Genomic DNA, 26,953 nt, shown 5'->3' on the forward strand with positions numbered 1-26,953 from the left:
CATGGCCAACCAGATCTGCTTTGCGACCCGCTACCTGGACGATCCGGCCTCGCTCGAGACCTACAAGAGCGTCGGCGGCTACCAGGCGCTGGAGAAGGTCTACAAGGGCAAGATGGCCCCCGAGGACGTGATCGAGGAGGTCAAGACCTCCAACCTGCGCGGCCGCGGCGGTGCCGGGTTCCCGACCGGGCTCAAGTGGTCGTTCATGCCGCGCAATACCCCCGGGCAGAAGTACATCGTGTGCAACTCGGACGAATCCGAGCCGGGCACCTGCAAGGATCGCGAGATCCTGATGTACAACCCGCATGCCCTGATCGAGGGGATGGCCATCGCGGGCTACGCGATCGGCGCGACCGTGGGCTACAACTACATGCGCGGCGAGTTCATGGACGAGGTGAACACGCGCTTCACCGCGGCGCTGAAAGAGGCCTACGAGGCCGGCTATCTGGGCAAGGATATCTTCGGGTCCGGGGTCGACTTCGATCTCCACCCGTCGCTGGGCGCGGGCGCCTACATCTGTGGCGAGGAGACGGCCCTGCTGGAGTCGCTGGAGGGCAAGAAGGGCCAGCCGCGCTTCAAGCCGCCGTTCCCGGCCAACTTCGGTCTGTACGGCAAGCCGACCACGATCAACAACACCGAGTCGCTGGCGTCCATCCCGTCCATCATTCGGAATGGTGGCCAGTGGTTCGCGGATCTCGGCGTGCCCAAGTCGGGTGGCGAGAAGCTGTTCTCCGTCTCCGGGCATGTGAACAAGCCGGGCAACTACGAGATCCCGCTGGGCACGCCGTTCAAGGATCTCCTCGAGATGGCCGGCGGGGTGCTGAACGGCCGCAAGCTGAAGGCGGTGATCCCGGGCGGCTCCTCGGTGCCGGTGGTCCCGGGCGACGCGATGCTGCAGGCGAACATGGACTTCGACTCCATCGCCCATGCCGGCTCCATGCTGGGTTCCGGCGCGGTGATCGTGATGGACGAGACCGCCGACATGGTCAAGGCCCTGCAGCGCATCTCGCGTTTCTACTTCTCCGAGTCCTGCGGCCAGTGCACGCCCTGCCGCGAGGGGACCGGCTGGCTCTACCGCATGCTGACCCGCATCGTGGAAGGCCAGGGCCGTCCCGAGGACCTGGAACGCCTGGACGACGTGGCGAGCAAGATCGAGGGGCACACCATCTGCGCCCTGGGTGACGCCGCGGCCATGCCAGTGCGCAGCTTCGTCAAGCACTTCCGCCACGAATTCGAATACTACATCCAGCACGGCCGGAGCCCGGTGGCAGACGCCGCCTGACGCTCTACCGCGCCATCGCATCAGGAATCGAGCATGAGTCAGGATCAGAAACAGGATCTGGTCAGCATCGAGATTGACGGCCGTACGGTGGAGGCGCCAAAGGGCGCCATGCTCATCGACGTCGCCGATGATGCCGATATCCGCATCCCGCGCTTCTGCTATCACAAGAAGCTGTCGGTGGCGGCCAACTGCCGCATGTGCCTGGTGGAGGTGGAGAAGGCGCCCAAGCCGCTGCCGGCCTGTGCGACGCCCGTGATGGACGGGATGAAGGTGTACACCCAGTCCCCGCTGGCGCTGCGCGCGCAGAAGGGGACCATGGAGTTCCTGCTGATCAACCACCCGCTGGATTGCCCGATCTGCGATCAGGGCGGCGAGTGCGAGCTGCAGGACGTGGCCATGGGCTACGGCGAGAGCGTGTCCACCTACACCGAGGCCAAGCGCGTGGTGAAGGACAAGGACATCGGTCCGCTGATCGAGACCGAGATGACCCGCTGCATCCACTGCACCCGCTGTGTGCGCTTCGGCGAGGAGATCGCCGGGGTGCGCGAGCTGGGGGCGACCGGGCGCGGCGAGCACATGCGCATCGGCACCTACGTCGAGAAGACCGTCGCCCACGAGCTGTCGGGCAACGTGATCGACCTGTGCCCGGTGGGCGCGCTGACCGCCAAGCCGTCGCGCTATGGCGCGCGTGCCTGGGAATATGCCCAGGCCGCCACCATTGCCCCGCACGATGCCGTGGGCTCCAACCTGTTCCTGCATACCGATGACGGCCGCGCGATGCGCGTGGTCCCGCGCGAGAACGAGGCCGTCAACGAGACCTGGATCTCCGACCGCGACCGTTTCAGCTACACGGGCCTGTACGCCGAGGATCGCCTGACCCGTCCGCGCATCAAGGTCGATGGCCAGTGGCAGGAGGTCTCCTGGGAGACCGCGCTGAGCTATGCGGTCGAGGGCCTCAAAGAGGTCGTTCCGGAGCGCATCGGCGCCCTGTTGTCGCCTTCGCTCTCGCTGGAGGAGCACTATCTCGCGCAGAAGGTGCTGCGCGGCATGGGTGTGACCGATATCGATCACCGCGTGAACCAGCGCGATTTCCGCGACGAGGCCGCAGCGCCGCTGTTCCCCTATCTGGGTGCCGCGATCGGCGATCTGGAAAACGCCGATGGCGTCCTGCTGGTCGGCAGCAACCCGCGTCGCGAGCAGCCGCTGATTGCGCACCGCCTGCGCAAGGCCGCCTCGCGTGGTGCCCGGGTCAGCCTGATCAACGACATGCTGCTGGATCTGACCTATCCGGTGCAGGCCCAGCTGGTCGGTGACGCGCACGACCAGGTGCTGGCGCTGGCCGGGGTCGCCGGACAGATCGCCGCGGCCGGCAAGGCGCTGCCGAAGAAGCTGGAAAAGGTCGTCAAGGCGGCCGAGACCGACGACCCCGCCACGCGCGAGGCCTTCGAACGCGCCGCGCGGGCCCTGCTGGACGCGAAGCAGGGTCACGTCCTGCTCGGGGCTGCCGCGATGCAGGGGCCGGCCTTCTCCACGTTGCGGGCCCTGGCCGGCTGGATCGCCAAGCATACCGGGGCGAGCCTGGGCTACCTCCCGCAGGGCGCCAATGCCGGGGGCGCGTGGCTCGCGGGTGTACTGCCGCATCGCGGTCCGGCCGGCCGCGAGCTGGAGACTGCCGGCGCCGATGCCGCCGCGATGCTGGAACAGGGCCGCGACGCCTTCGTGATCGCCGGGCTCGAGCCGGGGCGTGACGGCGCCGACCCGGTCAACTTCCGCGCGGCCCTGCAACAGGCCGGGCTGGTCGTCGCGCTCACCAGTTTCGCGAACGAGGACCTCGAGGCGGTCGCCGATGTTCTGCTGCCGATCGCCACCAGCTTCGAGCACTCCGGGACCTTCGTGAACGCCGAGGGTCGCTGGCAGAGCTTCCGTGCCGCTGCGCGCACGCCGGATGATGCGCGTCCCGGGTGGAAGGTGTGGCGTGTGCTGGGCAACCTGCTGGAGCAGGCCGGCTTCGATTATCTCGACTCGCCTGCGGTGCGGGACGAGCTGAAGGGGCAGCTGGCCGATGCCAGCTTCGACACGGGCGTCAACCTGAACAAGGTGCATGTGGACCTGCCCGAGGCCGGCAGCGGCGAGGGCCTTCTGCGCGTGCAGGCGGCCGCTCTCTACAGCGGCGATCCGCTGCTTCGCCGCGCCGAGCCGTTGCAGGCCAGCCCCGAGGGGCAACTGGCGGAGAGCGTGCTGGTGCACCCCGACTCCGCCGGCGGGCATGCCCACGGCAGTCGCGTGCGGCTGCGTCAGGGCAAGGCCGAGACGGAACTGACCCTGTTGCTGGACGATTCGGTACCGCCGGGTCTGGCCGTGACCTTCGCGGGCTCCGCGGCGATGGGGGCCCTCGGCCTGCCGAACACCACGGTCGCGCTGGCGCGGGCCTGAGGGACTTAAGACATGTTCGACTGGATGATGAACCTCTTCTACAGCCTGCCGACCGTGATGCAGATCCTGATCGGCATTCAGCTGATCGTGATCCCGCTGATGCTGGCCGTGGCCTACACCACCTTTGCCGAGCGCAAGGTGATCGGCTACGCCCACGTGCGGGTGGGCCCGAACCGGGTCGGCCCGCGGGGCTGGCTGCAGCCGATCGCGGATGCGCTGAAGCTGCTGACCAAGGAGGTCATCCTCCCGACCAACGCCAACCGCTTTCTGTTCCTAAGCGCGCCGGTACTGACGATCGCCCCGGCCCTGGCCGCCTGGGCGGTGGTGCCGTTCTTCGAGGGCGGGGCGCTGGCGGATGTGAATGCCGGACTCCTGTACCTGCTGGCGCTGACCTCGCTGGGTGTGTACGGCATCATCATCGCCGGCTGGGCCTCGAACTCGAAATACGCGCTGCTGGGTTCGCTGCGTTCGGCCGCGCAGCTGGTGTCCTACGAGATCGCGATGGGCTTTGCCCTGGTCGGGGTGCTGATGGCCGCCGGCACCCTGAACGTGGGCGGGATTATCGAGGCGCAGTCGGGGAGCATGTACCACTGGTTCCTGCTGCCGCTGCTGCCGATGTTCTTCGTCTATTTCATCTCCGGGATCGCGGAAACCAACCGGGCCCCGTTCGACGTCGCGGAAGGCGAGTCCGAGATCGTCGCGGGTTTCCATGTGGAATACTCGGGCATGGCGTTCGCGGTGTTCTTCCTCGCGGAATACGCCAACATGATCCTGATCTCGGCGCTGACCGCGATACTGTTCCTCGGCGGCTGGCTGTCGCCGTTCCAGGGGATCCTGCCGGCGGCCGCCTTCGATCTGCCGGTGATCGGTTCGTTGCTGGATCACGGGATCCACTGGTTCCTGTTCAAGACCGCGATCTTCCTGTTCGCCTTCCTGTGGTTCCGCGCCACCTTCCCGCGCTATCGCTATGACCAGATCATGCGCCTGGGCTGGAAGGTCCTGATCCCGGTGACCATCGTCTGGTTGTTCGTCGAGGGCGTGCTGGTCGCCTTCAACGTCGGCCCGTGGTTCGCGTGAGGAGTTCGAGATGAAAGCCGTGCGCCGTTTCTTCAAGAGTTTCCTGTTCTTCGAGCTGCTGCTGGGGCTGCGCCTGACCGGGCGCTACCTGCTGAGTCGCAAGTTCACCGTGCAGTACCCGGACGAGAAGACTCCGATGTCGCCGCGATTCCGGGGCCTGCATGCCCTGCGCCGCTACCCCAATGGGGAAGAGCGCTGCATCGCCTGCAAGCTGTGCGAGGCGGTCTGCCCGGCGCTGGCGATCACCATCGACTCCGAGGAGCGCGCCGACGGCACGCGCCGCACCACGCGCTATGACATCGACCTGTTCAAGTGCATCTTCTGCGGCTTCTGCGAGGAGGCCTGCCCGGTGGATTCCATCGTCGAGACGCACATCTTCGAGTACCACTTCGAGAACCGGGGCGAGCAGATCATGACCAAGGACAAGCTCCTGGCCATTGGTGATCGCTTCGAAAAAGAGATCGCGCAGGCGCGCGCGGTCGATGCCCCCTACCGGTAACGCAGGGAACGCCTCATGACCTTCGAGCTCGTCCTTTTCTATCTGTTCGGCGCGATCCTGCTGGGCGGCGCGCTGGCCATGATCAGTGTGCGCAACCCGGTACATGCGGCGCTGTTCCTGGTGCTGTGTTTCGTGGCGGCCGCCGCCCTGTGGTTGCTGGCGGAGGCCGAGTTCCTCGGTATCGTGCTGGTGCTGGTGTACGTCGGCGCGGTGATGGTGCTGTTCCTGTTCGTGGTGATGATGCTGGACATCAACCTGGCCAAGCTGCGCGAGGGCTTCACCGAGTACCTGCCGGTGGGCATCGTGGTCGCGCTGGCCATGGCCACTGTGCTGGTGCTGGTGATCACCCGCTACATCACCATGGACGTCCCGGAACGCGCCGGGCCCGAGTACGCCAATACCGAGGCCCTGGGCGCGATCCTGTACACCGAATACGTGTATCCGTTCGAGATTGCCGCGGTGATCCTGCTGGTCGCGATCATCGCCGCGATCTCGCTGACCATGCGCAAGCGCCCGGACAACAAGTCCATCGATCCGGGCAAGCAGATGGCCGTCTCCCGCGAGGGTCGCGTGCGCATGGTCACCATGGCGTCGGAGAAGAAGAAGGCCCCGCGCCGGGGTGGGCAGGGGTCCGGGGCCGACGCGCCGGGCAGCAAGGACGAATCCAAGTAGGCAAACCGAGTGCAATCCCAATCGGGGATCCCGGCCGCGCGCGGCGGGACCCGGACACCGGGGGCGGACGCCGCCCCCGAAAGAACTCAGGGCTAGAACATGATTACGCTAGAGCACTACCTGGTGCTGGCCGCGCTTTTGTTTTCCATCAGCGTGGCCGGGATCTTCCTGAATCGGAAAAACGTGATCGTGCTGTTGATGTGCATCGAGCTGATGATGCTCGCGGTCAACATCAACTTCATCGCCTTCTCGTTCTTCCTGCAGGACCTCGCGGGCCAGGTGTTCGTGTTCTTCATCCTGACCGTCGCCGCGGCCGAGGCGGCCATCGGCCTCGCCATCCTGGTGTTGCTGTTCCGTAACCGCGGAACCATCAACGTCCAGGACATGGACGCAATGAAGGGATAACGGGCCATGGATACGATCTATCTGCTTATCGTTCTGGCGCCGCTGTTCGGCGCGATCGCCGCCGGACTTTTCGGCCGCCAGATCGGGCGTACCGGCGCGCACAGCGTCACCATCCTGGGGGTGGCGATCTCGTTCATCCTGTCCGTGGTGGTGTTCTGGGCCCACGTGTTCGGGGATGCCGGGGTCTACAACGAGACCGTCTACACCTGGATGGTCTCCGACGGCATCCAGTTCGAGGTCGGATTCCTGGTCGACAACCTGACCGCGATGATGATGCTGGTGGTCACCTTCGTCTCGCTGATGGTGCACATCTACACCATCGGCTACATGCAGGACGATCCGGGCTACCAGCGCTTCTTCGCCTACATCTCGCTGTTCACCTTCTCCATGCTGATGCTGGTGATGGCGAACAACTTCATGCAGCTGTTCTTCGGCTGGGAGGCTGTGGGTCTGGTCTCCTACCTGCTGATCGGCTTCTGGTACAAGCGCCCGACCGCGATCTACGCCAACATGAAGGCGTTCATCGTGAACCGGGTGGGGGACTTCGGGTTCCTGATCGGGATCGCCGCGCTGGTGTTCTACGCCGGCAGCCTGAACTACACCGAGGTGTTTGCCGAAGCCGAGTCGATGCGGGATGCGACCATCACCATCTGGCCGGGCTGGACCTTCGGCCTGCTGGATCTGGCACTGATCTTCCTGTTCATCGGTGCGATGGGGAAATCCGCCCAGGTGCCGCTGCACGTCTGGCTGCCGGATTCCATGGAAGGCCCGACGCCGATCTCCGCGCTGATCCATGCGGCGACCATGGTCACCGCGGGGATCTTCATGGTGGCGCGCATGTCGCCGCTGTACGAGTTCTCGGTCGCGGCGCTGTCGTTCATCCTGATCATCGGCGCGATCACGGCCTTCTTCATGGGCCTGATCGGGCTGGTGCAGAACGACATCAAACGCGTGGTCGCGTACTCCACGCTCTCGCAGCTGGGTTACATGACGGTGGCCCTGGGCGCCTCGGCGTACGCTGCCGGCCTGTTCCACCTGATGACCCACGCCTTCTTCAAGGCGCTGCTGTTCCTGGCCGCGGGCTCGGTAATCATCGCCATGCACCACCTCCAGGACATGCGTGCGATGGGCGGTCTGCGTCGGCACATGCCGATTACCTACGTGACGGCACTGATCGGTTCGCTGGCACTGATCGGGTTCCCGTTCTTCTCCGGGTTCTTCTCCAAGGACGCGATCATCGAGGCGGTGGGCTACTCCCAGACCCCGGGCGCGACGTTTGCCTACTGGCTGGTGCTGGCCGGCGTGTTCGTGACCGCGCTGTATACCTTCCGCATGTTCTTCATGGTGTTCCATGGCGAGGAGCGCTACGACCAGGCGCACAAATACATGCCGGATCATGGCGATGACCACGATGACGATCATCACGACGATCACGGCCCGCTGCAGCCGAAGGAATCGCCCTGGGTGGTGACTGTCCCGCTGATCCTGCTGGCGATCCCGTCGGTGGTGGCCGGCTACTTCATCGGGCCGATGTTGTTCGGTGACTTCTTCGCCAACAGCCTGTTCGTGCTGCCGGAGCAGGACGTGCTGGCGACCAAGGGCGAGACCTACACCGGGGTGTTCGGATTCGTGCTGCACGGCCTGATGCTGCCGGCGTTCTGGCTGGCGATGGCGGGGCTTGCGACCGCCTGGTACCTGTACATGAAGCGGCCGGAACTGCCCGGCGTGATTGCCGAACGGCTGAAGCTGGGTGTGCGCATCCTCGAGGACAAGTACGGCTTCGACCGCTTCAATGACTGGTTCTTCGCCGGCGGGACCGTGCGACTGGGCCGTGCGCTGTGGCGCTACGGTGATGCGCTGATCATCGACGGGCTGCTGGTCAACGGGACTGCGCGCTCGGTCGGCTGGATCGCCGCGCGCATTCGCCACATGCAGTCCGGCTTCCTCTACCACTATGCGTTCGTGATGATCATCGGCCTGCTGGTCCTGATGTTCGCCTACGTGATCTGAGCGGCTTCGTCACCCATGCGCTCGAAGCCCATCGCTGTTTCAAGGAACGACCATGTTTGCTGACTGGCCTATCTTGAGTCTGTTGATCTGGCTGCCGATTCTCGGCGGCTTCCTGGTGCTTGCCGCCGGGCGCGACGCGCCCCATGTTGCGCGGCGGCTCGGGCTCGCGGTGGCCGTGGCGACCTTTGTGGCCAGTCTGCCGCTGTGGTTCGCGTTCGAGCGTGGCACCGCGGAGATGCAGTTCCAGGAGCTGGCTTCGTGGATTCCCGCGTTCAACGTGAACTACCACCTGGGTGTGGACGGGATCTCCATGCCGCTGATCCTGCTGACTACGCTGATCACCGTGGTGGTCGTGGTGGCGGCCTGGGAATCGGTGAAGGACCGCATCGCCTACTACATGGCCGCGATGCTGGTGATGGAAGGCCTGATGATCGGCATGTTCGCGGCGATGGACGCGGTGCTGTTCTACGTGTTCTTCGAGGCGATGCTGATCCCGATGTTCCTGGTGATCGGGATCTGGGGCGGGCCGCGGCGCGTCTATGCGACGCTGAAGTTCTTCCTCTACACCTTCCTCGGCTCGGTGTTCATGCTGGTTGCGCTGATCTGGATGTACATCCAGTCCGGCAGCTTCCTGATCCAGGACTTCCATGCCCTGCAGATCGGCATGACCGCGCAGATCCTGATCTTCCTCGCCTTCTTCATGGCGTTCGCGGTGAAGATCCCGATGTTCCCGGTACATACCTGGCTGCCGGATGCGCACGTGGAGGCGCCCACCGGCGGCTCGGTGATCCTGGCCGCGATCATGCTGAAGATCGGGGGCTACGGCTTCCTGCGCTTCTCGCTGCCGATTACCCCGGATGCCAGCGCGGTGCTGGATACGCTGATGATCGTGCTGTCGCTGATCGCGATCGTCTACATCGGGGTGGTCGCCCTGATCCAGAGCGACATGAAGAAGCTGATCGCCTATTCGTCGATCGCGCACATGGGTTTTGTGACCCTGGGCTTCTTCCTCGCCTTCTACATCTACTCCAACACCGGTGACTGGGAAGGGGCCTCGCTGGGTATTGCCGGCGGCATGGTGCAGATGATCTCGCACGGCTTCATCTCGGCGGCGATGTTCCTCGCGGTTGGCGTGCTGTACGACCGCCTGCACAGCCGGCAGATCGCCGACTACGGTGGCGTGGTGAACACCATGCCGTGGTTCGCCGCGTTCTTCGTGCTGTTCGCGATGGCCAACACCGGGCTGCCGGGCACCTCCGGCTTCGTCGGCGAGTTCATGGTCATCCTGGCCGCGTTCAAGGCGGACTTCTGGATCGCCTTCCTCGCCGCGACCACGCTGATCCTGGCCGCGGGCTACACCCTGTGGCTGGTCAAGCGCGTGATCTTCGGCGCGGTGGCCAATGACAACGTGGCCGGCCTGTCCGACATGAACCGCCGCGAGTTCTTCCTGATGGGCGTGCTGGCCTTCTTCACCCTGCTGCTGGGTGTGTGGCCGGCGCCGCTGCTGGATGTGATGAACGCGACCATCGACCACCTCGTGGCGCATATCGCGCAGTCGAAGCTCTGAAGGGACGCCTGACATGAATTTCGAGATCCCCAATTTCCTCCCCGCCGTGCCCGAGATGTTCGTGCTCGGGATGGCGTGCCTGATCCTGGTGATCGACGCGTTCCTGCCGGATTCGCGGCGCGATGTCACCTACGGCCTGGTGCAGGCGACGCTGGTCGCGGCGGCCGGCCTGACGCTGTGGCTGATGGGGCCGGAGACGGTCCTGACCTTCTCGGATACCTTCGTGAAGGACCCAATGGCCGACATCCTGAAGATCGCGGTGTACGTGACCAGCTTCCTGGTGTTCCTGTATGCCCGTCCGTACCTGATGGAGCGCGGTATCCACAAGGGCGAGTTCTACGTGCTGGGCCTGTTTGCGGTGCTCGGCATGATGATCATGATCTCCGGGCACAACCTGCTGACCCTGTACCTGGGCCTGGAGCTGCTGTCGCTGTCGTCCTACGCGCTGGTCGCCTTCTGGCGCGACAACAGCCGGGCGACCGAGGCTGCGATGAAGTACTTCGTGCTGGGCGCGCTGGCCTCCGGCCTGCTGCTGTACGGCATGTCGATGATCTATGGCATGACCGGCTCGCTGGATATCGCCGTGATCGCCGCCGAGCTGGTGGCCGCGGACGACAGCCTGAACATCCCGCTGGTGTTCGGCCTGGTGTTCCTGGTGGTGGCCGTCGCCTTCAAGCTGGGGGCGGTGCCGTTCCATATGTGGGTGCCGGATGTCTACGACGGCGCCCCGACGGCGGTGACGCTGTTCATTGCCACCGCGCCGAAGATCGCCGCGTTCGCCTTCCTGATGCGCCTGCTGGTGGAGGGCATGGGCCCGATGCACGCGGACTGGCAGGGGATGCTGATCATCCTGGCCGTGCTGTCGCTGGCGGTGGGCAACGTGATCGCGATCGCGCAGACCAGTATCAAGCGCATGCTCGCCTACTCGACCATTGCCCATATCGGTTTCCTGTTCATGGGCATCCTGGCGGGGACCGACAGCGGCTACGCCTCGGCGATGTTCTACGTGATCGTCTACGCGATCACCGCGGCCGGTGGCTTCGGCATGATCGTGTTCCTGTCGCGCAAGGGGTATGAAGCCGACCAGATCGACGACTTCAAGGGCCTGGCCAAGCGTAACCCCTGGTTCGCCTTCATCATGCTGCTGCTGCTGTTCTCGATGGCCGGCGTGCCGCCGACCGTCGGGTTCTACGCCAAGCTGGCGGTGATCCAGGCGGCCGTGGGCGCGGACCTGGTGTGGCTGGCGATTGTTGCGGTGATCTTCTCCATTATCGGCGCCTTCTACTACCTCCGCGTGGTCAAGATGATGTTCTTCGATGACCCGCAGAAGGGCGCCGAGGAGCCGGTGCAGCCGTCCGGCGCCCTGGCCACCGCGCTCAGCATCAACGGGCTGGCGGTACTGCTGCTGGGAATTTTCCCGGGGCTTCTGCTGTCTCTCACCCACTACGCAATCATTGGGTAAGTCGTGACACAGTGGATTCCGTTCGAGGCCCTCGTCTGGGGGTTTGTGGCAGTCGCGTTCATCAGCGCGAACCTGCCGTGGCTGAGTGAACGCATCGCGTTGATGGTGCTGCCGAAAAATGGGACCAAGGGGCCCTGGACCCGGATCTTCGAGTGGTTCGGGCTCTATATCCTCGCCGGGCTGATCGGCAAGGGGCTGGAGTTCCAGGCAACCGGTGGCATCCATTCGCAGGGTTGGGAGTTCTATGTCATCACCCTGTCGCTGTTCGCGATGTTCGCGCTGCCGGGGTACATCTGGCGCTACGACCTGCGCCCGCATCTGCGTACCGGCGAGCGCCGCACCCGGTAAATAATCGCCGCCAGCTCTTGCGGGCCAGGGCGGCGCTTTGGTATAGTTCTGCGTCTCGGATGCGGGGTGGAGCAGTCTGGCAGCTCGTCGGGCTCATAACCCGAAGGTCGCAGGTTCAAATCCTGCCCCCGCTACCAATTGTCAGAGAGGCCCCGTATGGGGCCTTTTTGTTAAGGATCGATGGTCCGGCCGCAACTGCTCGCGGCCGGGTTGGGTCCTTAAGGCCGCGCTCCCGCGCGCCTCGCAGCGGACGTTTCGCTGCAGCCATCGTTAGAGGTGTACGAGGGGCGTTCGGCGCCCTTTTTTTGTTTCCGGGTCCCGCCATCGGGACGGAGTCGATCGAGACGCCCTTGTCGCAGAAGGCTGAACAACTGAACACGCTGCTCACCCCGGTGGTCGAGGGGGAGGGAATGCAGCTTTGGGGGCTGGAGTATCACGCCGGTTCCAAGCCGCCCGTCGTGCGGATCTTTATCGACGGCGAGAACGGCGTCACCGTGGATGACTGCGCGCGGGTCAGCGAGCAGGTGGGCGCGGTACTGGAAGTCGAGCAGGTCCTGAAGGGCAACTACACCCTGGAAGTTTCCAGCCCGGGCGTTGAACGCCCCCTGTTTACCCCCGAGCAGTTCCGGCGCTACATCGGACACCCGGTGAAGGTGCGCCTGTCATGGCCGGAGCACGATCGCCGCAATTTCCGTGGCGTGCTGCTGTCGGTGGACGAACCCATGATCGAGGTGGAAGTGGACGGCATGGCCTACGAGCTGCCGCTGGCCGCGATCCACAACGCGCGCGTCCTGGAGCAGCTGTAACGCGGCTGCTGCGTGGGACGCTGCTACGCTTTTGTTGAATCGGCAGGTGACTGCCGAGTGCGGAGAGGCAAGACATGAACAAGGAGATCCTGCTGGTCGCCGATGCCGTGGCGAACGAGAAGGGAGTGGAGAAGGACATCATCTTCGACGCCCTGGAATCGGCCCTGGCGATGGCGACCCGCAAGTACCACGGCGGCAAGATGGACGTGCGTGTAAGCATCGACCGCGAGGAGGGCGACTACGAGGCCTTTCGCCGCTGGACCGTGGTGGACGACGAGGACCCGGAGTTCGAGTCCCCGGAGTACCAGATCCTGCTGTCCTATGCCCAGCAGAAGAACCCCGATGCGCAGGTTGGCGACGTGATCGAGGAGCCGGTCGAGGCCGTCGACTTCGGGCGTATCGCCGCCCAGACCGCCAAGCAGGTCATCGTGCAGAAGGTGCGCGAGGCCGAACGCGCCAAGGTGGTCGAGGAGTACCAGGATCGCGTAGGCACGCTGGTCATGGGTATCGTCAAGCGCACCGATCGCAACGGGACCTACGTGGATCTTGGCAGCAACGCCGAGGCGCTGATCCCGCGCGAGCACATGATCCCGCGCGAGACGGTGCGCACCAATGACCGGCTGCGCGGCTTCCTCAAGGAGATCCGTCCCGAGGCGCGCGGCCCGCAGCTGATCCTCAGCCGTACCGCGCCGGAGTTCCTGATCGAGCTGTTCAAGCTCGAGGTGCCGGAGGTCGGGCAGAACATCATCGACATCATGGGCGCGGCGCGCGATCCGGGTATGCGCGCGAAGATCGCGGTGCGCTCGAACGATCCGCGCCTGGATCCGGTCGGGGCCTGTGTCGGCATGCGCGGCTCGCGTGTGCAGTCGGTCTCCAATGAACTGGCGGGCGAGCGCATCGACATCATCGTCTGGGACGAGAACCCGGCCCAGTTCGTGATCAATGCGATGTCGCCGGCCGAGGTCCTGTCGATCGTGGTCGACGAGGACAAGCAGTCGATGGACATCGCGGTCGAGGAGGACAAGCTGTCGCTCGCGATCGGTCGCGGCGGACAGAACATCCGCCTGGCCTCCCAGCTTACCGGCTGGGAGCTGAACGTGATGACCGAGGAACAGGCGGCCGAGAAGAGCGAGGCCGAGGCACAACAGCTGGTCACTTTCTTCATGGAGGCCCTGGATGTCGACGAGGAAGTCGCCGGCATTCTGGTCCAGGAAGGCTTTACCACCCTGGACGAGGTGGCCTACGTAGACGAGGCCGAGCTGCTCGCGATCGAGGAATTCGACGAGGACATGGTCGAGGAGCTGCGCAACCGCGCGAGCGATGCGCTTCTGACCAAGGCCATTGCGGCCGAGGAAGGCCGTGAGGGCTATCAGCCCGCCGAGGATCTCCTGAACATGGAGGGCATGACCGCGGCGCTGGCGAACAAGCTGGCGTCACATGGCGTGTGCACCATGGAGGACCTGGCGGAGCAGGCATCCGACGATGTGGTCGAGATGACCGGTCTGGATACGGAAGAGGCGTCGGCGCTGATCATGACCGCGCGCGCCCCGTGGTTCGAGACCGGGGATTAAGCCCCGGTCGCCGTTATCGCGAACCCGTATCCGGGCTGTCGGCAGGCCTGAAAAGAATCTGGAATGGAGGTAGGCGCCATGGCGCAAATGACAGTGCAGCAATTCGCGGAATCGGTGGGGACACCGGTTGACCGCCTCATGGTTCAGCTCAAGGAGGCGGGCGTCGAGGTCGATGGTCCCGAGGCGGCGATCACCGATGCCGAAAAGCGCAAGCTGCTCGATCACCTCCGCCAGTCGCACGGCGAAGGCGGCGAGTCGGGGCGCGTGACCCTGAAACGCCGCACCCAGGCGCAGACCCTCAAGGTCAGCTCCGGTCAGGGCCGCTCCAAGACGGTCAACGTCGAGGTGCGCAAGAAGCGCACGCTGAAGCGCAAGCCCGCCGAGGCGCAGCCCGAGGCGCCGGTAGAAGAGGCCCCGGCGGTCGAGGAACAGGCCCCGGCGCCGGAGGCCCCCGAAGAGACCCGCGCCGGGACCCCGGTGGAGGAGCCGGTCGCCGAGTCGCCGGTCGAGGAGACCCCGGCGGCCGAGGAAGCCCCGGTCGAGGAGCCCGAGGCGCCCGCCGAGCCGGAGCCCGAACCCGAACCCGTCGAGGCGGCGCCCGCCGAGGAGGCCGCGCCGGAACCGGAGCCGGAGCCGGCCAAGCCGAAGCGTCCGCTGAGCCGCACCGAGCAGCTGGCCCTGCAGGTCGAGGCCGAGCGCGAGGCCCAGCGCAAGGCGGCCGAGGCACGCAAGCAGGAGGCGGCTGAACGCGAGGAACGCCAGAAGCGCCGGCAGAAGGAACTGGAGGCCCAGGAGGCCAAGCGCGAGAAGGAAGAACAGGCCCGTCTGGAACGCGAGGCGGCGGCCAGGGCGGCTGCGCCCACGGCGCCGGAAGGCGATGCGAAGGCCGGCAAGGGTGCTCGCAAGGGTGGGCGCAAGGACGATCGCAAGGAGCTGCATGTGGCCGGCGATCGTCGCGGGCGCCGCAAGAAGGGCGAGAGCCGCAAGGCCCAGTCCGCGGCCGCCCAGGCGGTGACCAGCAAGCATGGCTTTGCCAAGCCGACCGCGCCGGTGGTGCGGGATGTCGAGGTGCCGGAGACCATTACCGTGGCGGACCTGGCGCAGGCGATGGCGATCAAGGCGCCGCAGCTGATCAAGGCGCTGATGGGCATGGGTGTGATGGCCACCATCAACCAGTCCATCGACCAGGACACCGCGATGCTGGTGGTCGAGGAGATGGGGCACAACCCCATCGCGGCCAAGGAGACCTCGGTCGAGGACGAGATCGATACCGGTCTGGAGCAGACCGCCGAGGCCAAGCCGCGCCCGCCGGTGGTCACCGTGATGGGTCACGTGGACCACGGCAAGACCTCGCTGCTGGACTACATCCGCAAGGAGAAGGTCGCCTCCGGCGAAGCCGGTGGCATCACCCAGCACATCGGCGCCTACCATGTGAAGAACAACCACGACGGCGTGACCTTCCTGGATACGCCCGGCCATGCCGCGTTTACCGCGATGCGGGCCCGGGGCGCCCAGTCCACGGATATCGTGATCCTGGTGGTGGCCGCGGATGACGGCGTGATGCCGCAGACCATAGAGGCTATCCAGCATGCGAAGGCGGCGGGTGTGCCCGTTGTGGTCGCGGTCAACAAGGTCGACAAGCCGGAGGCCGAACCGGAGCGGGTCATGAACGAGCTGGCCCAGCACGAGGTAATCCCGGAGGCCTGGGGCGGCGATACCCAGTTCATCCAAGTCTCTGCCCATACCGGACAGGGGATCGACGAACTGCTGGAGGCCCTGGGCCTGCAGGCCGAGGTGATGGAACTGAAGGCCCCGGACGAGGGCCCGGCGCGTGGCGTGGTCATCGAATCGCGCCTGGAGAAGGGCCGAGGCCCGGTGGCCACCATCCTGGTCCAGTCCGGCAAGCTCAAGCACGGCGACATCCTGCTCTCGGGCAAGGAGTACGGCCGTGTGCGGGCGATGTTCGACGATACCGGCACGGCGGTGAAGGAAGTCGGTCCGTCCATGCCCGTGGAGGTCCTCGGCCTGTCCGGTGTGCCGGAGGCGGGTGACGAGGTCCTGGTGGTCGCGGACGACAAGACTGCCCGTGAGGTGGCTGAACATCGCGACACCAAGCAGCGCGAGCGCAAGCTGGCCGCGCAGCAGGCCGCCAAGCTGGAGAACATCTTCAACCAGATGCAGGAAGGCGAGATCGCCACCGTGAACATCCTGATCAAGGCGGATGTGCAGGGGTCGGCCGAGGCCCTGCGCGAGTCGCTGATCAAGCTGTCCACCGACGAGGTGCGTGTGAAGGTGGTCTCTGCCGGGGTTGGCGGGATCTCCGAGTCCGACCTGAACCTGGCGATGGCCTCCGAGGCGATCGTGATCGCGTTCAACGTGCGTGCCGATGCCGGCGCCAAGCGCCTGGCCGCGGAGAACGAGATCGACGTGCGCTACTACTCGGTGATCTACGAGGCGATCGACGACGTGAAGCAGGCGCTGTCCGGCCTGCTGTCGGCCGAGATCCGCGAAGAGGTGATCGGTCTGGCCGAGGTCCGCGATGTGTTCAAGGCCTCCGGCTTCGGCCAGGTCGCTGGCTGTCTCGTGGTCGAGGGCTCGGTCAAGCGTGGCAACCCGATCCGCGTGCTGCGCGATAACGTGGTGGTCTACGAGGGCGAGCTGGAAAGCCTGCGTCGCTTCAAGGACGACGTGAACGAGGTCAAGGCCGGCACCGAGTGCGGGATCGCGGTGAAGAACTACAACGACGTGAAGGCGGGCGACCAGATCGAGGTCTTCCAGCGCGTCGAGGTGGCACGGACCCTCTGATGCCCGGAAACCGCGACTTTCATCGCTCGGACCGGGTCGGCGAGCAGATTCAGCGCGAGCTGGCCGAGCTCATCCGCATGGAGGTCAAGGATCCGCGCGTTGGCATGATCACCCTGGCGGGGGTCGAGGTATCCCGCGACCTGGCTCATGCCCGGGTGTATTTCACCCAGCTGGGCGGAGCCGAGAAGGGCGCGGAGGCGCAGCAGGGGCTGAACAATGCCGCCGGGTTCCTGCGCCGGGCTCTGGGGCAGCGCATGCGCCTGCGCTCGGTGCCGCAACTGCGCTTCACCTACGACGACACCCCGGAGCGCGGGGCGCACCTGTCGTCGCTGATCGACCAGGCACTGGCCGAGGATCGTGCGCACCACGCGGACGATCCCGATGCCGGGGACGGTAGCGGCGGGTCCTCGGAGGGGGATGCCGAGGACGCCCGTGACCCGGGCGAAGGGCCGGAACGCGGGGCCTGAGCCCCGGCGTTTCCGGTCGGGCGATCCATCCATGGCGGGCAAGCGGCGCGAGGTCGACGGCATCCTGTTGCTGGACAAGCCTCGGGGGCGCAGTTCCAACCAGGCGCTGGGTCGCGTCAAGTATCTGCTGCAGGCGAAGAAGGCCGGTCACACCGGGGCACTGGACCCGCGGGCGACCGGCCTTCTGCCGTTGTGCTTCGGTCAGGCGACCAAGGTCTCCGGCTGGCTGCTGGATGCGGACAAGCGCTACATCGCCGAGGCACAGCTGGGAGTGGAGACCGACAGCGCCGACCTCGATGGCGAGGTGATCCGCGAGTCCCGGGTGCCGGCGATTGATTCGACCACCCTGCGCGAGCTGGAGCAGCGTTTCAGCGGCGATCAGGCCCAGGTCCCGCCGATGGTCTCGGCGCTCAAGCACCAGGGCCAGCGGCTGTACGAGCTGGCGCGGCGCGGGGTGGAGGTCGAGCGGCCGCCGCGCCCGGTCCGTATACATTCCCTGCGTATCGAGCAGACCGCCCCGGACCGGCTGCGCCTGGAGGTGCACTGCTCCAAGGGCACGTACATCCGGTCGCTGGTCGCCGATATCGGGCATGCGCTGGGGTGCGGTGCGGCGGTGGATACCCTGCACCGGGTCGGGCATGGCCATTTCGATGCCGAGTCCATGGTGTCGCTGGAGACGGTCGAGGCCGCGTTCGAGGCCGGCGGGGCCGCGGCCATCGAAGCCCTGCTGCAACCCGCCGAGGCGGCGCTCGCGCACTGGCCGGCGGTGACCCTGGATGCAGCCGCCAGTGCCGCCATGCGCCATGGCAATCCCGCGGCGGCGACGGCGGTGATCGCCGAGGCCCCGGGCGCGTCCGATGCCCCGCGCGAGGCCGAAACCGGCTGGGCCCTGGTCCGGGTGTTCGATGCCGCAGGGGCCTTCCTGGCGGTGGGGGTGCGCGACGACGCGGGGCAGGTGCGGGCGCGGCGGCTGTTCGTTCCCGCGGCCTGACGGCGGCCCGGCAAGCGGGTGGTTGTATTCTGTTCATGCCGGCGTGGGCCGTGGTACCATTGCGCGCCTATCGCCAGCGCCACTGGTCGATTAACGGTCAAGTAATCTCAGGAGTCAGGTTTTCATGTCGCTCACTACCGAAGAAAAATCGGCCATCGTCGAGAAGCACAAGCGCGATGCCAACGACACCGGTTCGCCGGAGGTCCAGGTCGCGCTGCTGACGGCCCGCATCCAGCATCTGATGGGGCACTTCGACAAGCACAAGCAGGATCATCACTCGCGCCGCGGCCTGCTGAAGATGGTCAGCCAGCGTCGCAAGCTGCTGACCTACCTCAAGCGCCACGACCAGGACCGCTATCAGGCCCTGGTTCAGGAGCTTGGGCTGCGCCGCTAAGGCCGGCACGACAGGCCCGCGCCACTGGTGCGGGCCTGTTCGCTTTCGGGGCCGCGCAATGGCCCGCGAAGGCCAGAATTCAGGCATCAACGTTGGATGAACACGGGAAACGGGAAATAACGTGGCATACAAGAAGTCGTTCCAGTACGGAAACCATACGGTCACCTTCGAAACCGGTGACATCGCTCGCCAGGCCAGTGGCGCCGTCCTCGTCAACATGGCCGAGACCGTGGTCCTGGTCACCGTGGTCGCCCGCAAGGAGGCCGAAGCGGGACGCGACTTCTTTCCCCTGACCGTGAACTACCAGGAACGCACCTACGCCGCGGGCAAGATCCCCGGCGGGTTCTTCAAGCGCGAAGGGCGTCCGAGCGAGAAGGAGACCCTGACCTCGCGCCTGATCGATCGCCCGATCCGCCCGCTGTTCCCGGAAGGCTTCAAGAACGAGACCCAGGTGGTCGCGACGGTGATGTCGATCAACCCCGAGGTGGATCCCGACATCCCCGCGATGCTCGGCACGTCCGCGGCGCTGGCGCTGTCCGGGGTCCCGTTCGCGGGTCCGATCGGGGCCGCGCGGGTTGGCTACCGCGCCGGCGAGTACCTGCTGAACCCGACCTACAGCGCGCTGGAGGAGTCCGACCTCGATCTGGTCGTGGCCGGCACCGAGAATGCCGTGCTGATGGTTGAATCCGAGGCCAACCAACTCTCCGAAGAGGCGATGCTGGGGGCGGTCATGTTCGGCCACGAGCAGATGCAGGCCGCGATCCAGGCGATCCGCGAGCTGGCGGCCGAGGCCGGCAAGCCGGCCTGGGAGTGGGAGGCCCCGGCCACCAGCGATTCGCTGGAGGATCAGGTGAAGGCCGTAGTGGGCGATGCCCTGGTCGAGGCCTACCAGATTGCCGAGAAACAGGCGCGTACCCAGCGCATCGGCGAGCTGCGTACCCAGGCCGTCGAGGCCCTCGCCAGCGACGCCGAGTCCGGCCCATCGGCGGATGCCATCAAGACCGCCTTCCACGATCTCGAGTACCGTCTGGTGCGCGATCGCATCCTCGACGGCAATCCGCGCATCGACGGCCGCGACAACAAGACGGTCCGCCCGATCCGCATCGACACCGGCGTGCTGCCACGTGCCCACGGCTCCGCGGTGTTCACGCGCGGCGAGACCCAGGCCATGGTAGTCGCGACGCTGGGGACCGACCGTGACGCCCAGGTGATCGACGCGATCGAGGGCGAGCGCCGCGACCGCTTCATGCTGCACTACAACTTCCCGCCCTACTGCACCGGCGAGACCGGATTCGTGGGCTCGCCCAAGCGCCGCGAGATCGGGCACGGGCGTCTGGCCAAGCGCGGCGTCGCCGCGGCCATGCCGAACGACGAGGACTTCCCGTACGTGGTCCGCGTGGTCTCCGAGATCACCGAATCCAACGGCTCCAGCTCCATGGCCTCGGTGTGCGGTACGTCGCTCGCGTTGATGGATGCCGGGGTGCCGCTGAAGGCGCCGGTCGCGGGGATCGCGATGGGCCTCATCAAGGAAGGGGACCGCTTTGCGGTGCTGTCCGACATCCTCGGAGACGAGGACCACCTGGGCGACATGGACTTCAAGGTCGCCGGGACGTCGGACGGCGTCACCGCCCTGCAGATGGATATCAAGATCGACGGCATTACCCGCGAGATCATGGAGCAGGCGCTGGCGCAGGCGCGCGAGGGCCGCATGCACATCCTCGGCTGCATGAACGAGGTGCTGCCGCGTCATCGCGACGAGATGTCCTCCCACGCGCCGCGCTTCATCACCATGAAGATCAACCCGGACAAAATCCGCGATGTGATCGGCAAGGGCGGGGCCACCATCCGGGCCCTGACCGAGGAGACCGGCGCGAGCATCGACATCCAGGACGACGGGACGGTCAAGGTTGCCTCCACCGACCAGGCGGCGGGTCTCGAGGCCAAGCGCCGCATCGAGGAGCTGACCGCGGATATCGAGGTGGGCCGGCAGTACACCGGCAAGGTCGCCAAGATCATGGATTTCGGCGCGTTCGTCTCCATCCTGCCGGGCCGCGACGGCCTGGTGCACATCTCGCAGATCTCCGACGAGCGAGTCGAGAACGTGGGCGATTTCCTCGCCGAGGGGGATTCCGTGACGGTTCGCGTACTCGAAGTGGACAAGCAGGGGCGCATTCGTCTGAGCATGAAGGCAGTCGAACCCGAGTCCTGATCGGGCTCGTTTCGTTCACGGGCACCGGGTTGCGGTGCCCGGCCATTCAGATTCGGGACGCTTCGGCATGGATCTCGTCAGCATTCGCAAGAGCTACCGGCGCTACGCCCGTCATTACGACGCGACGTTCGGGCGGGTGTTCGCGACCGGGCGCGCAAGTGCGCAGGAAACCCTGGCACCGCTCTCCGGCAAGCGCATCCTCGAGGTCGGGGTGGGTACGGGCATCTCGCTGCCGGACTACCCGGACGACTGCGAGGTCGTCGGGATCGATGTCTCCCGGGAGATGCTGGAGGTCGCACGGGGCCGCCTGAACGGGGGACTCCCGGCCGTATCCGGGCTTTGCGAAATGGACGCGGAGCAACTCGGCTTTGCCGACAACAGCTTCGATGCGGTGGTGGCGATGTACGTGGCCACGGTGGTGCCGAACCCCGACGCCCTGTTCGCCGAGATGTGGCGGGTCTGTCGCCCCGGCGGTCGCCTGCTGGTGGTGAATCACTTCGCCTCGCAGCAATGGCTGTTGCGCGGCTTCGAGCGCTGCCTGCGCCCGCTGTCCAAGGCCGTCGGATTTCGCCCCGATATGGAGTTCGAGGACTTTGTCCGCGTCACCGGGCAGGAACCCTGCATGGTCGCCCCGGCCAGCCTGTTCGGCTACTGGAAACAGGTCGAATTCCGCAAGCCTGCCTGAGCGGCGCCGCTCGCCGGGCTCCGCTACAAGCACTGCCTTGGAATGCCCCGCAGGGGCCGCCCCGGGAGATCGCCACGTCGCTACGCTCCTCGCGATGACGGGGCGCGTGATGATTCCGGGGTGTGTCAGAGGCGTGTGAAGAGCGGCAGCTCGTGGCGGCGCGCATTGGCCGCGATGAAGCGTCCTCTCCCGTCCTGTTCGCGGTCCAGGCGCGCCTGCTCGGTGGACGCCTCGCCGACGATCGTGGCCAGGAAGACCTCCAGTTCGCCCCCGTCCACCCGCAGGCGCCCAAACGGTGACCCGTCCGCGGCGGCGTGCCAGAACAGCCGCGGCTGCCAGTTGCAGCCCTGGATCTTCGGGTGCTGGAAGAGCGCGATCAGGCGGTGTTCGAGTGCGTCGGGCATGGGAACCTCGGTCGGGCTGTAGCGGACGAAAGCCTCAGTGAGACGTCTGAGTGGCCCTGGCCGTCGCGCCAGTGGTCGGAAAAGGCGTTACTGTAGAGGAACCCGCCCACCGCGTCAGAGGATCCGACGAATGGCCATCGACTGGAAGCGCTATGACCCCGCCCCGTTCTATGACGAACTGATCAATAAGCCCGGCAAGCCGCGCGGGCCGGGCAAGGCGCTGGCGGAATACCTGGCCTCGCTGGACGAGGGCGAGATCCACAGCCGCAAGCAGGCCGCGGACAGCGCGATCCTCGAGATGGGGATCAGCTTTACGGTGTATACCGAGGGCGAGAATATCGACCGCGCCTGGCCGTTCGACATCATCCCCCGGGTGATCGCGCGCAAGGAGTGGGACCAGGTGTCCGCCGGGCTGGAGCAGCGCCTGAACGCGCTGAATCTCTTTATCGACGACATCTACAACGAGCAGCGCATTTTTCAGGACAAGGTGATCCCGCGCTACGTTCTGAACCAGTCGAAGAATTTCCGCGAGCAGTGCATCGGCATCAAGCCGCCGCAGGGCGTCTGGGCGCATATCTGCGGTACCGACCTGGTGCGCGACGGATCGGGGCAGTTCTACGTGCTGGAGGACAACCTGCGCGTACCCTCCGGGGTCTCCTACATGCTGGAGAACCGCCAGGTCACCAAGCGCGTGTTCCCGGAGATGTTCGAGAGCTCCAGCATCCTGCCGGTGGACGAATACCCGACTCAGCTGTTCGACATGCTGGCGTCGATCTCGCCGCGCCCGCAGGACTATCCCGAGATCGCGGTGCTGACGCCCGGCATCTACAATTCCGCGTACTTCGAGCACTCCTTCCTGGCCCAGCGCATGGGCGCCGAGCTCGTGGAGGGCGCGGACCTGGTCGTCGGGGACGACGACTGCGTCTACATGCGCACCATCGACGGTCTTGAGCGCGTGGACGTGATCTACCGGCGCATCGATGACGAGTTCCTCGACCCGGAGGTGTTCAACCCCGATTCGATGCTGGGCGTGCCCGGCCTGATGCGCGCCTGGCGCAAGGGGAACGTGGGCCTGGCCAACGCCCCCGGTGCCGGCGTGGCCGACGACAAGGTGATGTATGCCTATGTGCCGGACATCATCCGCTACTACCTGGACCAGGAGCCGATCATCCCCAATGTGCCGACCTATCTCTGCGTGAACGAGAAGGATCGCGCCTATGTGCTGGACCACCTCGACGAGCTGGTGGTGAAGCCGGCCAACGAGTCCGGCGGCTACGGCATGCTGGTGGGCCCGCACGCGACCAAGAAGCAGCGGGCCGAGTTTGCCCAGCTGATCAAGAAGGACCCGCGCAACTATATCGCCCAGCCGACGCTGGATCTTTCCGTCGCCCCGACCCTGTGCGGCGACGAGATCGAGCCGCGCCATCTGGACCTGCGCCCGTTCATCCTGCAGGGGGTGCGCACCGACGTGACCGCCGGCGGACTGACCCGCGTGGCGATGCGCAAGGGCTCGCTGGTGGTGAACTCCTCGCAGGGCGGGGGCAGCAAGGACACCTGGATCGTGGACGAGGAGAACTGAGATGCTCTCGAGAGTCGCCGAACGCGTTTACTGGATGGCGCGCTATGTCGAGCGCGCCGAGAATACGGCACGCATGGTCACGGCCTTCAATCTGTTGGCGCTGGACATGCCGAAATCGGTGCAGGTGTCGTGGAAGGGCCTGGTGGAGGTCACCGGCAACGAGGGCCTGTTCGACAATCACTACCAGCGGGATGATGAACGCAATTGTGTGAAATTCCTGCTGGCGGATGCCGACAACCCGAGCTCGGTGCTCAACTCCCTGCGGTCGGCGCGCGAGAATGTGCGTACCACCCGCGACCTGGTTCCCTCCGAGGCGTGGGAGGTGATGAACGAGCTGTACCTGTTCGCCCGTGACCATATCGATCAGGGCATCGGCAAGCGCGGCCGGTTCGAGTTTCTGTCCGAGGTGGTTCAGCGCTGCCAGACCCTCACGGGGCTGCTGGCTGGCACCATGAGTCATGATGCGGCCTATGACTTCATCCGCCTGGGGCGCAATCTGGAGCGCGCCGACATGTCCACCCGGCATGTCGACGTGGGCGCCCTCAAACTCCTGAAAAAGGACGGCGAGGATCCCGAGCCCTACGAGGGGCTGCTATGGACCAGCATCCTGCGTTCGGGGAGTGGCTTTCAGATGTACCGCCAGCATGTGAAGCGGCGGATCAACGGTGTGGACGTGGTGCGGTTCCTGCTACAGGACACCGCCTTCCCGCGTTCGGTGACCCACGCCCTGACTCAGGTGCAGGACGCGCTGGAGAAGCTGCCACGCAACGAACTGCCGTTGCGTCTGGTGATCCAGGCGCGCCGCCACGCCTCCAGCGCGCATGTGGAGGAGCTGATCGCGGAAGACGGCCTGCATGCCTTCATGGATGTGCTGCAGCGGGATATCGGGGACATCCACGGTGCGAACGTGGAGACCTGGTTCCGGATCGCGCCGGCGCAAACCCAGACCCAGGCGGCATAGGGAGGTAGTCGATGGATCGCGGGTGAAACTGCGATCCGTTCAGCGGCGGGACTTTTTCGCTTTGCTCGAAGCGGGCGCTGCGGCCTTGCCGGAGCCGCGGCTGACGCGGGTCCCGCGCTGCTTGCGCGCGTGGGCGGACTCCCAGTCGAAGCGCGGCAGGTCGGTGAAGGCCTTCTTGATGTTGGTGTCCCAGGCCTGGGTGAGTGAGCGCAGGTAGGCGTCGTCGGTCTCCAGGCACAGGTAATGGTCGAAGGTCAGGGTGCCGCGCTCGTAGACCATCACCTCGATCGGGGGCCCCACAGTCAGGTTCGAACGAATGGTCGAGTCGATGGAGACCAGCGCGCAGCGCGCGGCATCCCCCAGCGGGGTGGCCGGTTCGATGATGCGGTCCAGGATCGGCTTGCCGTACTTGCTCTCGCCGATCTGCAAAAAGCGCGTCTGCTGCGAGGTGGTGATGTAATTGCCCTGCGGGTAGACCATGAAGATCGCCGGGGCATCGTCGCCGATCTGGCCGCCGATGATCAGGGTGGCCTCGGCCTTAATACCGGAGCGGGACAGGGCCTCGGAATGCTTCTCCGCCTCTTCGCGGTTGAGCCGGCCGAGGTATTCGGCGGCATCCGACATGCGCTCCACCGTCGCCAGGCTTTCCTCGGCGCCTTCCTCCATGTCGCGCTTGAGCTGCTGCACCACCGACTGCGTGGTGGCCAGGTTGCCGGCCGCGAGGACCACGAATACCCGCTGCCCCTCGATCTCGAAGGTGTGCATCTTGCTGTAGGTGCTCACCTGGTCCACGCCCGCATTGGTGCGGGAGTCGGAGGCGAAGACGAGGCCGTCGTCCAGGTCGATGGCGACACAGTAGGTCATGGGGGCGCGGGTTTCCGGGCAAGGCAGTGACGGCATACTAGGGCTGGGGTCGGGGGGCGTCAACGCAGTGTCGCGTTGAGTGCCGTCGGCGGATGCACCGAACCGGTGCCCCCGCCGCGTGGTCTGCAGGCCTACTGAATGCGTGTTCTTGCGAGGAGATGCCGATGTTTCGTTCCGGCCTGTGGCTGTTGCTGACCCTGCTGTTCCTGCCCACGTTGGCGAGTGCCGATGCGCTCGAGCCCGATGCCCTGATCGAGCGCCTGCAGGCGGGCGGGCTGGTGATCTACTGGCGCCACGCCGCGACCGATCACAGCCGCCGCGATCAGGACCTGACCGACATGAGCCGCTGCGAACTGCAGCGCAATCTGGACGACCGCGGACGCGAGCAGGCGCGCCGGGTCGGCGCCGGCTTCGAACGTCACGCGATCCCGGTCGAGCGCATTTTGAGCTCGGCGTTCTGCCGCAATATCGACAGCGCCCGGATCGCCTTCGGCGAGGGCTCCTGGGAGGTTCGGGACGACCTGTTCAACGTGCCGCCGGTGCGCGACCGTCAGCGACAGCAGGCGCTGGTGACGGCCCTGCGGGACTATCTCGTGACGCCGCCGGAGGATGGCGACAGCAACGTGGTGATCGTGGGGCACAACATCAACCTCCAGCGCGCGGCGCGGGTGCGCATCGACGAAGGCGAGATCGCGGTGTTCGAGCCGGGCGGGGATGCGCCCCGCGTGCTCGGCATACTGACCCCCGAGGATTTCGACTAAGCGACCCCGGCCCGCCCTGGCGGGCCGGGGTCGCGTGGCCGGGCAGAATGACGCCGGAGCGTCTACGCAAAGGGGAGGGCGGAAAGATCGGGGGTGATGTGGTGAGGAACGGGATGGTGGGTAGAGTACTGGCCCTGATGCTGGCGATGGTGGCCCCGGCCGGCGCCGAGCCGCTGGCACCGAAGGCCCTGATCGAGCGCCTGCAGGCGGGCGGGCTGGTGATCTACTGGCGGCATGCGGCCACGGATCGGTCGCACGACGACTATGACCTCTCCGACATGACGGACTGCGAAGGGCAGCGCAACCTGAGCACCCGCGGGCGGGAACAGGCGCGGCAGGTGGGCAAGGGCTTCGAGCGGCACGCCATACCGGTCGAGCAGGTGCTGACCAGCGAGTTCTGCCGTAACTGGGAGACCGCGCACTACGGGTTCGGCGAGTACGAGATCCGGACCGAACTCTACAACCTGCCGATTATTCAGGACGATGCGCGCCGCGAGGACCTGATCGAAGGGCTGCGGCAGCACCTGAACACGCCGCCCGAGGCCCCGGAGAAGAACATTGTGATCGTGGGCCATGACCTGAACCTGCGCCACGCCGCGGAGGTGGAGATCGACGAGGCCGAGATGGCCGTGTTCGAGCCGCATGCCGACGGGCCGCGTCTGCTCGGAACGCTGCAGCCCGATGACCTGATGCACTGAGCC

Annotated in this window: 24 protein-coding genes and 1 tRNA gene; 23 read left to right on the forward strand and 2 right to left on the reverse strand. The window is 66.0% G+C overall.

Translation table 11 applies throughout. From position 1 onward, the window contains the following. Position 1 precedes the first annotated feature (1 nt). The 19 genes from nuoF to D103_RS0104010 all read left to right on the forward strand — a co-directional run bounded on the left by nuoF (position 2) and on the right by D103_RS0104010 (position 21,683). Positions 2-1,282, forward strand: coding sequence for an NADH-quinone oxidoreductase subunit NuoF (gene nuoF, locus D103_RS0103920; RefSeq protein WP_018875889.1), 1,281 nt, complete (start codon positions 2-4; stop codon positions 1,280-1,282). A 33-nt stretch (positions 1,283-1,315) separates the two neighbouring features. After that, on the forward strand, positions 1,316-3,715 hold the full coding sequence (gene nuoG / locus D103_RS0103925; protein ID WP_018875890.1) for an NADH-quinone oxidoreductase subunit NuoG: 2,400 nt from the start codon (positions 1,316-1,318) through the stop codon (positions 3,713-3,715). A 12-nt stretch (positions 3,716-3,727) separates the two neighbouring features. Then, positions 3,728-4,792, forward strand: a complete 1,065-nt coding sequence (gene nuoH / locus D103_RS0103930) for an NADH-quinone oxidoreductase subunit NuoH (protein WP_018867795.1) — start codon at positions 3,728-3,730, stop codon at positions 4,790-4,792. Positions 4,793-4,802: 10 nt separating this feature from the next. Further along, positions 4,803-5,291: an NADH-quinone oxidoreductase subunit NuoI gene (gene nuoI, locus D103_RS0103935; protein ID WP_018141815.1), complete on the forward strand. Its 489-nt coding sequence runs from the start codon at positions 4,803-4,805 to the stop codon at positions 5,289-5,291. 15 nt (positions 5,292-5,306) lie between these two features. Further along, positions 5,307-5,963, forward strand: coding sequence for an NADH-quinone oxidoreductase subunit J (locus D103_RS0103940; protein ID WP_018875891.1), 657 nt, complete (start codon positions 5,307-5,309; stop codon positions 5,961-5,963). Between the two features lie 99 nt (positions 5,964-6,062). Then, a complete protein-coding gene (gene nuoK, locus D103_RS0103945; RefSeq protein WP_018141813.1) occupies positions 6,063-6,368 on the forward strand; it encodes an NADH-quinone oxidoreductase subunit NuoK in 306 nt (101 codons plus the stop codon). Between the two features lie 6 nt (positions 6,369-6,374). Continuing rightward, entirely contained in the window at positions 6,375-8,378 is a 2,004-nt protein-coding gene (nuoL, locus tag D103_RS0103950) for an NADH-quinone oxidoreductase subunit L (protein WP_018875892.1), read from the forward strand. Positions 8,379-8,430: 52 nt separating this feature from the next. Further along, entirely contained in the window at positions 8,431-9,945 is a 1,515-nt protein-coding gene (locus D103_RS0103955; protein ID WP_018867798.1) for an NADH-quinone oxidoreductase subunit M, read from the forward strand. Between the two features lie 13 nt (positions 9,946-9,958). After that, entirely contained in the window at positions 9,959-11,407 is a 1,449-nt protein-coding gene (nuoN, locus tag D103_RS0103960; RefSeq protein ID WP_018875893.1) for an NADH-quinone oxidoreductase subunit NuoN, read from the forward strand. 3 nt (positions 11,408-11,410) lie between these two features. Next, positions 11,411-11,755 carry a DUF2818 family protein gene (locus D103_RS0103965; RefSeq protein WP_018875894.1) on the forward strand — a complete coding sequence of 115 codons (345 nt, stop codon included), beginning with the start codon at positions 11,411-11,413 and terminating at the stop codon, positions 11,753-11,755. Between the two features lie 60 nt (positions 11,756-11,815). After that, a tRNA-Met gene (locus tag D103_RS0103970) sits at positions 11,816-11,892 on the forward strand. A gap of 213 nt (positions 11,893-12,105) precedes the next feature. Beyond that, positions 12,106-12,561, forward strand: coding sequence for a ribosome maturation factor RimP (gene rimP / locus D103_RS0103975; RefSeq protein WP_018867801.1), 456 nt, complete (start codon positions 12,106-12,108; stop codon positions 12,559-12,561). A gap of 74 nt (positions 12,562-12,635) precedes the next feature. Continuing rightward, positions 12,636-14,132, forward strand: a complete 1,497-nt coding sequence (gene nusA / locus D103_RS0103980) for a transcription termination factor NusA (protein WP_018867802.1) — start codon at positions 12,636-12,638, stop codon at positions 14,130-14,132. An 87-nt stretch (positions 14,133-14,219) separates the two neighbouring features. Beyond that, positions 14,220-16,937 carry a translation initiation factor IF-2 gene (gene infB, locus D103_RS0103985; RefSeq protein WP_018875895.1) on the forward strand — a complete coding sequence of 906 codons (2,718 nt, stop codon included), beginning with the start codon at positions 14,220-14,222 and terminating at the stop codon, positions 16,935-16,937. Next, a complete protein-coding gene (gene rbfA, locus D103_RS0103990; protein WP_018875896.1) occupies positions 16,937-17,404 on the forward strand; it encodes a 30S ribosome-binding factor RbfA in 468 nt (155 codons plus the stop codon). Before infB ends, rbfA begins: the two co-directional genes overlap by 1 nt. A gap of 31 nt (positions 17,405-17,435) precedes the next feature. Beyond that, the gene (gene truB / locus D103_RS0103995; protein WP_018875897.1) at positions 17,436-18,395 is read left to right on the forward strand and encodes a tRNA pseudouridine(55) synthase TruB; all 960 of its coding nucleotides are present in this window, start codon (positions 17,436-17,438) and stop codon (positions 18,393-18,395) included. A 124-nt stretch (positions 18,396-18,519) separates the two neighbouring features. Then, a complete protein-coding gene (rpsO, locus tag D103_RS0104000; RefSeq protein ID WP_018867806.1) occupies positions 18,520-18,789 on the forward strand; it encodes a 30S ribosomal protein S15 in 270 nt (89 codons plus the stop codon). A gap of 121 nt (positions 18,790-18,910) precedes the next feature. Beyond that, positions 18,911-20,998, forward strand: coding sequence for a polyribonucleotide nucleotidyltransferase (gene pnp / locus D103_RS0104005; RefSeq protein WP_018875898.1), 2,088 nt, complete (start codon positions 18,911-18,913; stop codon positions 20,996-20,998). A 67-nt stretch (positions 20,999-21,065) separates the two neighbouring features. Further along, the gene (locus D103_RS0104010) at positions 21,066-21,683 is read left to right on the forward strand and encodes a class I SAM-dependent methyltransferase (RefSeq protein ID WP_018867808.1); all 618 of its coding nucleotides are present in this window, start codon (positions 21,066-21,068) and stop codon (positions 21,681-21,683) included. A 125-nt stretch (positions 21,684-21,808) separates the two neighbouring features. Here D103_RS0104010 and D103_RS0104015 read toward each other — a convergent pair whose 3' ends face one another. Continuing rightward, the gene (locus D103_RS0104015; RefSeq protein WP_018867809.1) at positions 21,809-22,087 is read right to left on the reverse strand and encodes a hypothetical protein; all 279 of its coding nucleotides are present in this window, start codon (positions 22,085-22,087) and stop codon (positions 21,809-21,811) included. A gap of 130 nt (positions 22,088-22,217) precedes the next feature. On the opposite strand from D103_RS0104015, the gene D103_RS0104020 reads away from it, so the two are divergent. Together D103_RS0104020 and D103_RS0104025 are read left to right on the forward strand one after the other, a co-directional pair. Next, entirely contained in the window at positions 22,218-23,666 is a 1,449-nt protein-coding gene (locus tag D103_RS0104020) for a circularly permuted type 2 ATP-grasp protein (protein ID WP_018875899.1), read from the forward strand. Between the two features lies 1 nt (position 23,667). Next, complete coding sequence (locus D103_RS0104025) at positions 23,668-24,627, forward strand: alpha-E domain-containing protein (RefSeq protein WP_038028255.1); 960 nt, start codon at positions 23,668-23,670, stop codon at positions 24,625-24,627. Between the two features lie 39 nt (positions 24,628-24,666). Here D103_RS0104025 and D103_RS0104030 read toward each other — a convergent pair whose 3' ends face one another. Further along, a complete protein-coding gene (locus D103_RS0104030; RefSeq protein ID WP_018875901.1) occupies positions 24,667-25,491 on the reverse strand; it encodes a proteasome-type protease in 825 nt (274 codons plus the stop codon). A gap of 164 nt (positions 25,492-25,655) precedes the next feature. Here D103_RS0104030 and D103_RS0104035 point away from each other — a divergent pair, with 164 nt between their 5' ends. Then, positions 25,656-26,252, forward strand: coding sequence for a histidine phosphatase family protein (locus tag D103_RS0104035; RefSeq protein WP_018875902.1), 597 nt, complete (start codon positions 25,656-25,658; stop codon positions 26,250-26,252). A gap of 113 nt (positions 26,253-26,365) precedes the next feature. Beyond that, positions 26,366-26,950, forward strand: coding sequence for a histidine phosphatase family protein (locus D103_RS0104040; protein WP_038028257.1), 585 nt, complete (start codon positions 26,366-26,368; stop codon positions 26,948-26,950). Positions 26,951-26,953: the final 3 nt, after the last annotated feature.

The sequence above is a fragment of the Thioalkalivibrio sp. ALE31 genome (genome assembly GCF_000377405.1).
In the GTDB taxonomy this organism is placed as follows: domain Bacteria; phylum Pseudomonadota; class Gammaproteobacteria; order Ectothiorhodospirales; family Ectothiorhodospiraceae; genus Thioalkalivibrio.

Bases quoted from the DNA above. Each gene is read 5' to 3' on its own strand.
- truB (WP_018875897.1), top strand. From the start codon at position 17,436: ATGGCGGGCAAGCGGCGCGAGGTCGACGGCATCCTGTTGCTGGACAAG.
- nusA (WP_018867802.1), top strand. From the start codon at position 12,636: ATGAACAAGGAGATCCTGCTGGTCGCCGATGCCGTGGCGAACGAGAAG.
- rpsO (WP_018867806.1), top strand. From the start codon at position 18,520: ATGTCGCTCACTACCGAAGAAAAATCGGCCATCGTCGAGAAGCACAAG.
- nuoG (WP_018875890.1), top strand. From the start codon at position 1,316: ATGAGTCAGGATCAGAAACAGGATCTGGTCAGCATCGAGATTGACGGC.
- infB (WP_018875895.1), top strand. From the start codon at position 14,220: ATGACAGTGCAGCAATTCGCGGAATCGGTGGGGACACCGGTTGACCGC.
- nuoN (WP_018875893.1), top strand. From the start codon at position 9,959: ATGAATTTCGAGATCCCCAATTTCCTCCCCGCCGTGCCCGAGATGTTC.
- D103_RS0104030 (WP_018875901.1), bottom strand. From the start codon at position 25,491: ATGACCTACTGTGTCGCCATCGACCTGGACGACGGCCTCGTCTTCGCC.
- rbfA (WP_018875896.1), top strand. From the start codon at position 16,937: ATGCCCGGAAACCGCGACTTTCATCGCTCGGACCGGGTCGGCGAGCAG.
- D103_RS0104025 (WP_038028255.1), top strand. From the start codon at position 23,668: ATGCTCTCGAGAGTCGCCGAACGCGTTTACTGGATGGCGCGCTATGTC.
- D103_RS0104040 (WP_038028257.1), top strand. From the start codon at position 26,366: ATGGTGGGTAGAGTACTGGCCCTGATGCTGGCGATGGTGGCCCCGGCC.
- nuoL (WP_018875892.1), top strand. From the start codon at position 6,375: ATGGATACGATCTATCTGCTTATCGTTCTGGCGCCGCTGTTCGGCGCG.
- D103_RS0104010 (WP_018867808.1), top strand. From the start codon at position 21,066: ATGGATCTCGTCAGCATTCGCAAGAGCTACCGGCGCTACGCCCGTCAT.
- D103_RS0103955 (WP_018867798.1), top strand. From the start codon at position 8,431: ATGTTTGCTGACTGGCCTATCTTGAGTCTGTTGATCTGGCTGCCGATT.
- D103_RS0104015 (WP_018867809.1), bottom strand. From the start codon at position 22,087: ATGCCCGACGCACTCGAACACCGCCTGATCGCGCTCTTCCAGCACCCG.
- nuoF (WP_018875889.1), top strand. From the start codon at position 2: ATGGCCAACCAGATCTGCTTTGCGACCCGCTACCTGGACGATCCGGCC.
- D103_RS0104035 (WP_018875902.1), top strand. From the start codon at position 25,656: ATGTTTCGTTCCGGCCTGTGGCTGTTGCTGACCCTGCTGTTCCTGCCC.
- D103_RS0103940 (WP_018875891.1), top strand. From the start codon at position 5,307: ATGACCTTCGAGCTCGTCCTTTTCTATCTGTTCGGCGCGATCCTGCTG.
- nuoI (WP_018141815.1), top strand. From the start codon at position 4,803: ATGAAAGCCGTGCGCCGTTTCTTCAAGAGTTTCCTGTTCTTCGAGCTG.
- nuoH (WP_018867795.1), top strand. From the start codon at position 3,728: ATGTTCGACTGGATGATGAACCTCTTCTACAGCCTGCCGACCGTGATG.
- nuoK (WP_018141813.1), top strand. From the start codon at position 6,063: ATGATTACGCTAGAGCACTACCTGGTGCTGGCCGCGCTTTTGTTTTCC.
- D103_RS0104020 (WP_018875899.1), top strand. From the start codon at position 22,218: ATGGCCATCGACTGGAAGCGCTATGACCCCGCCCCGTTCTATGACGAA.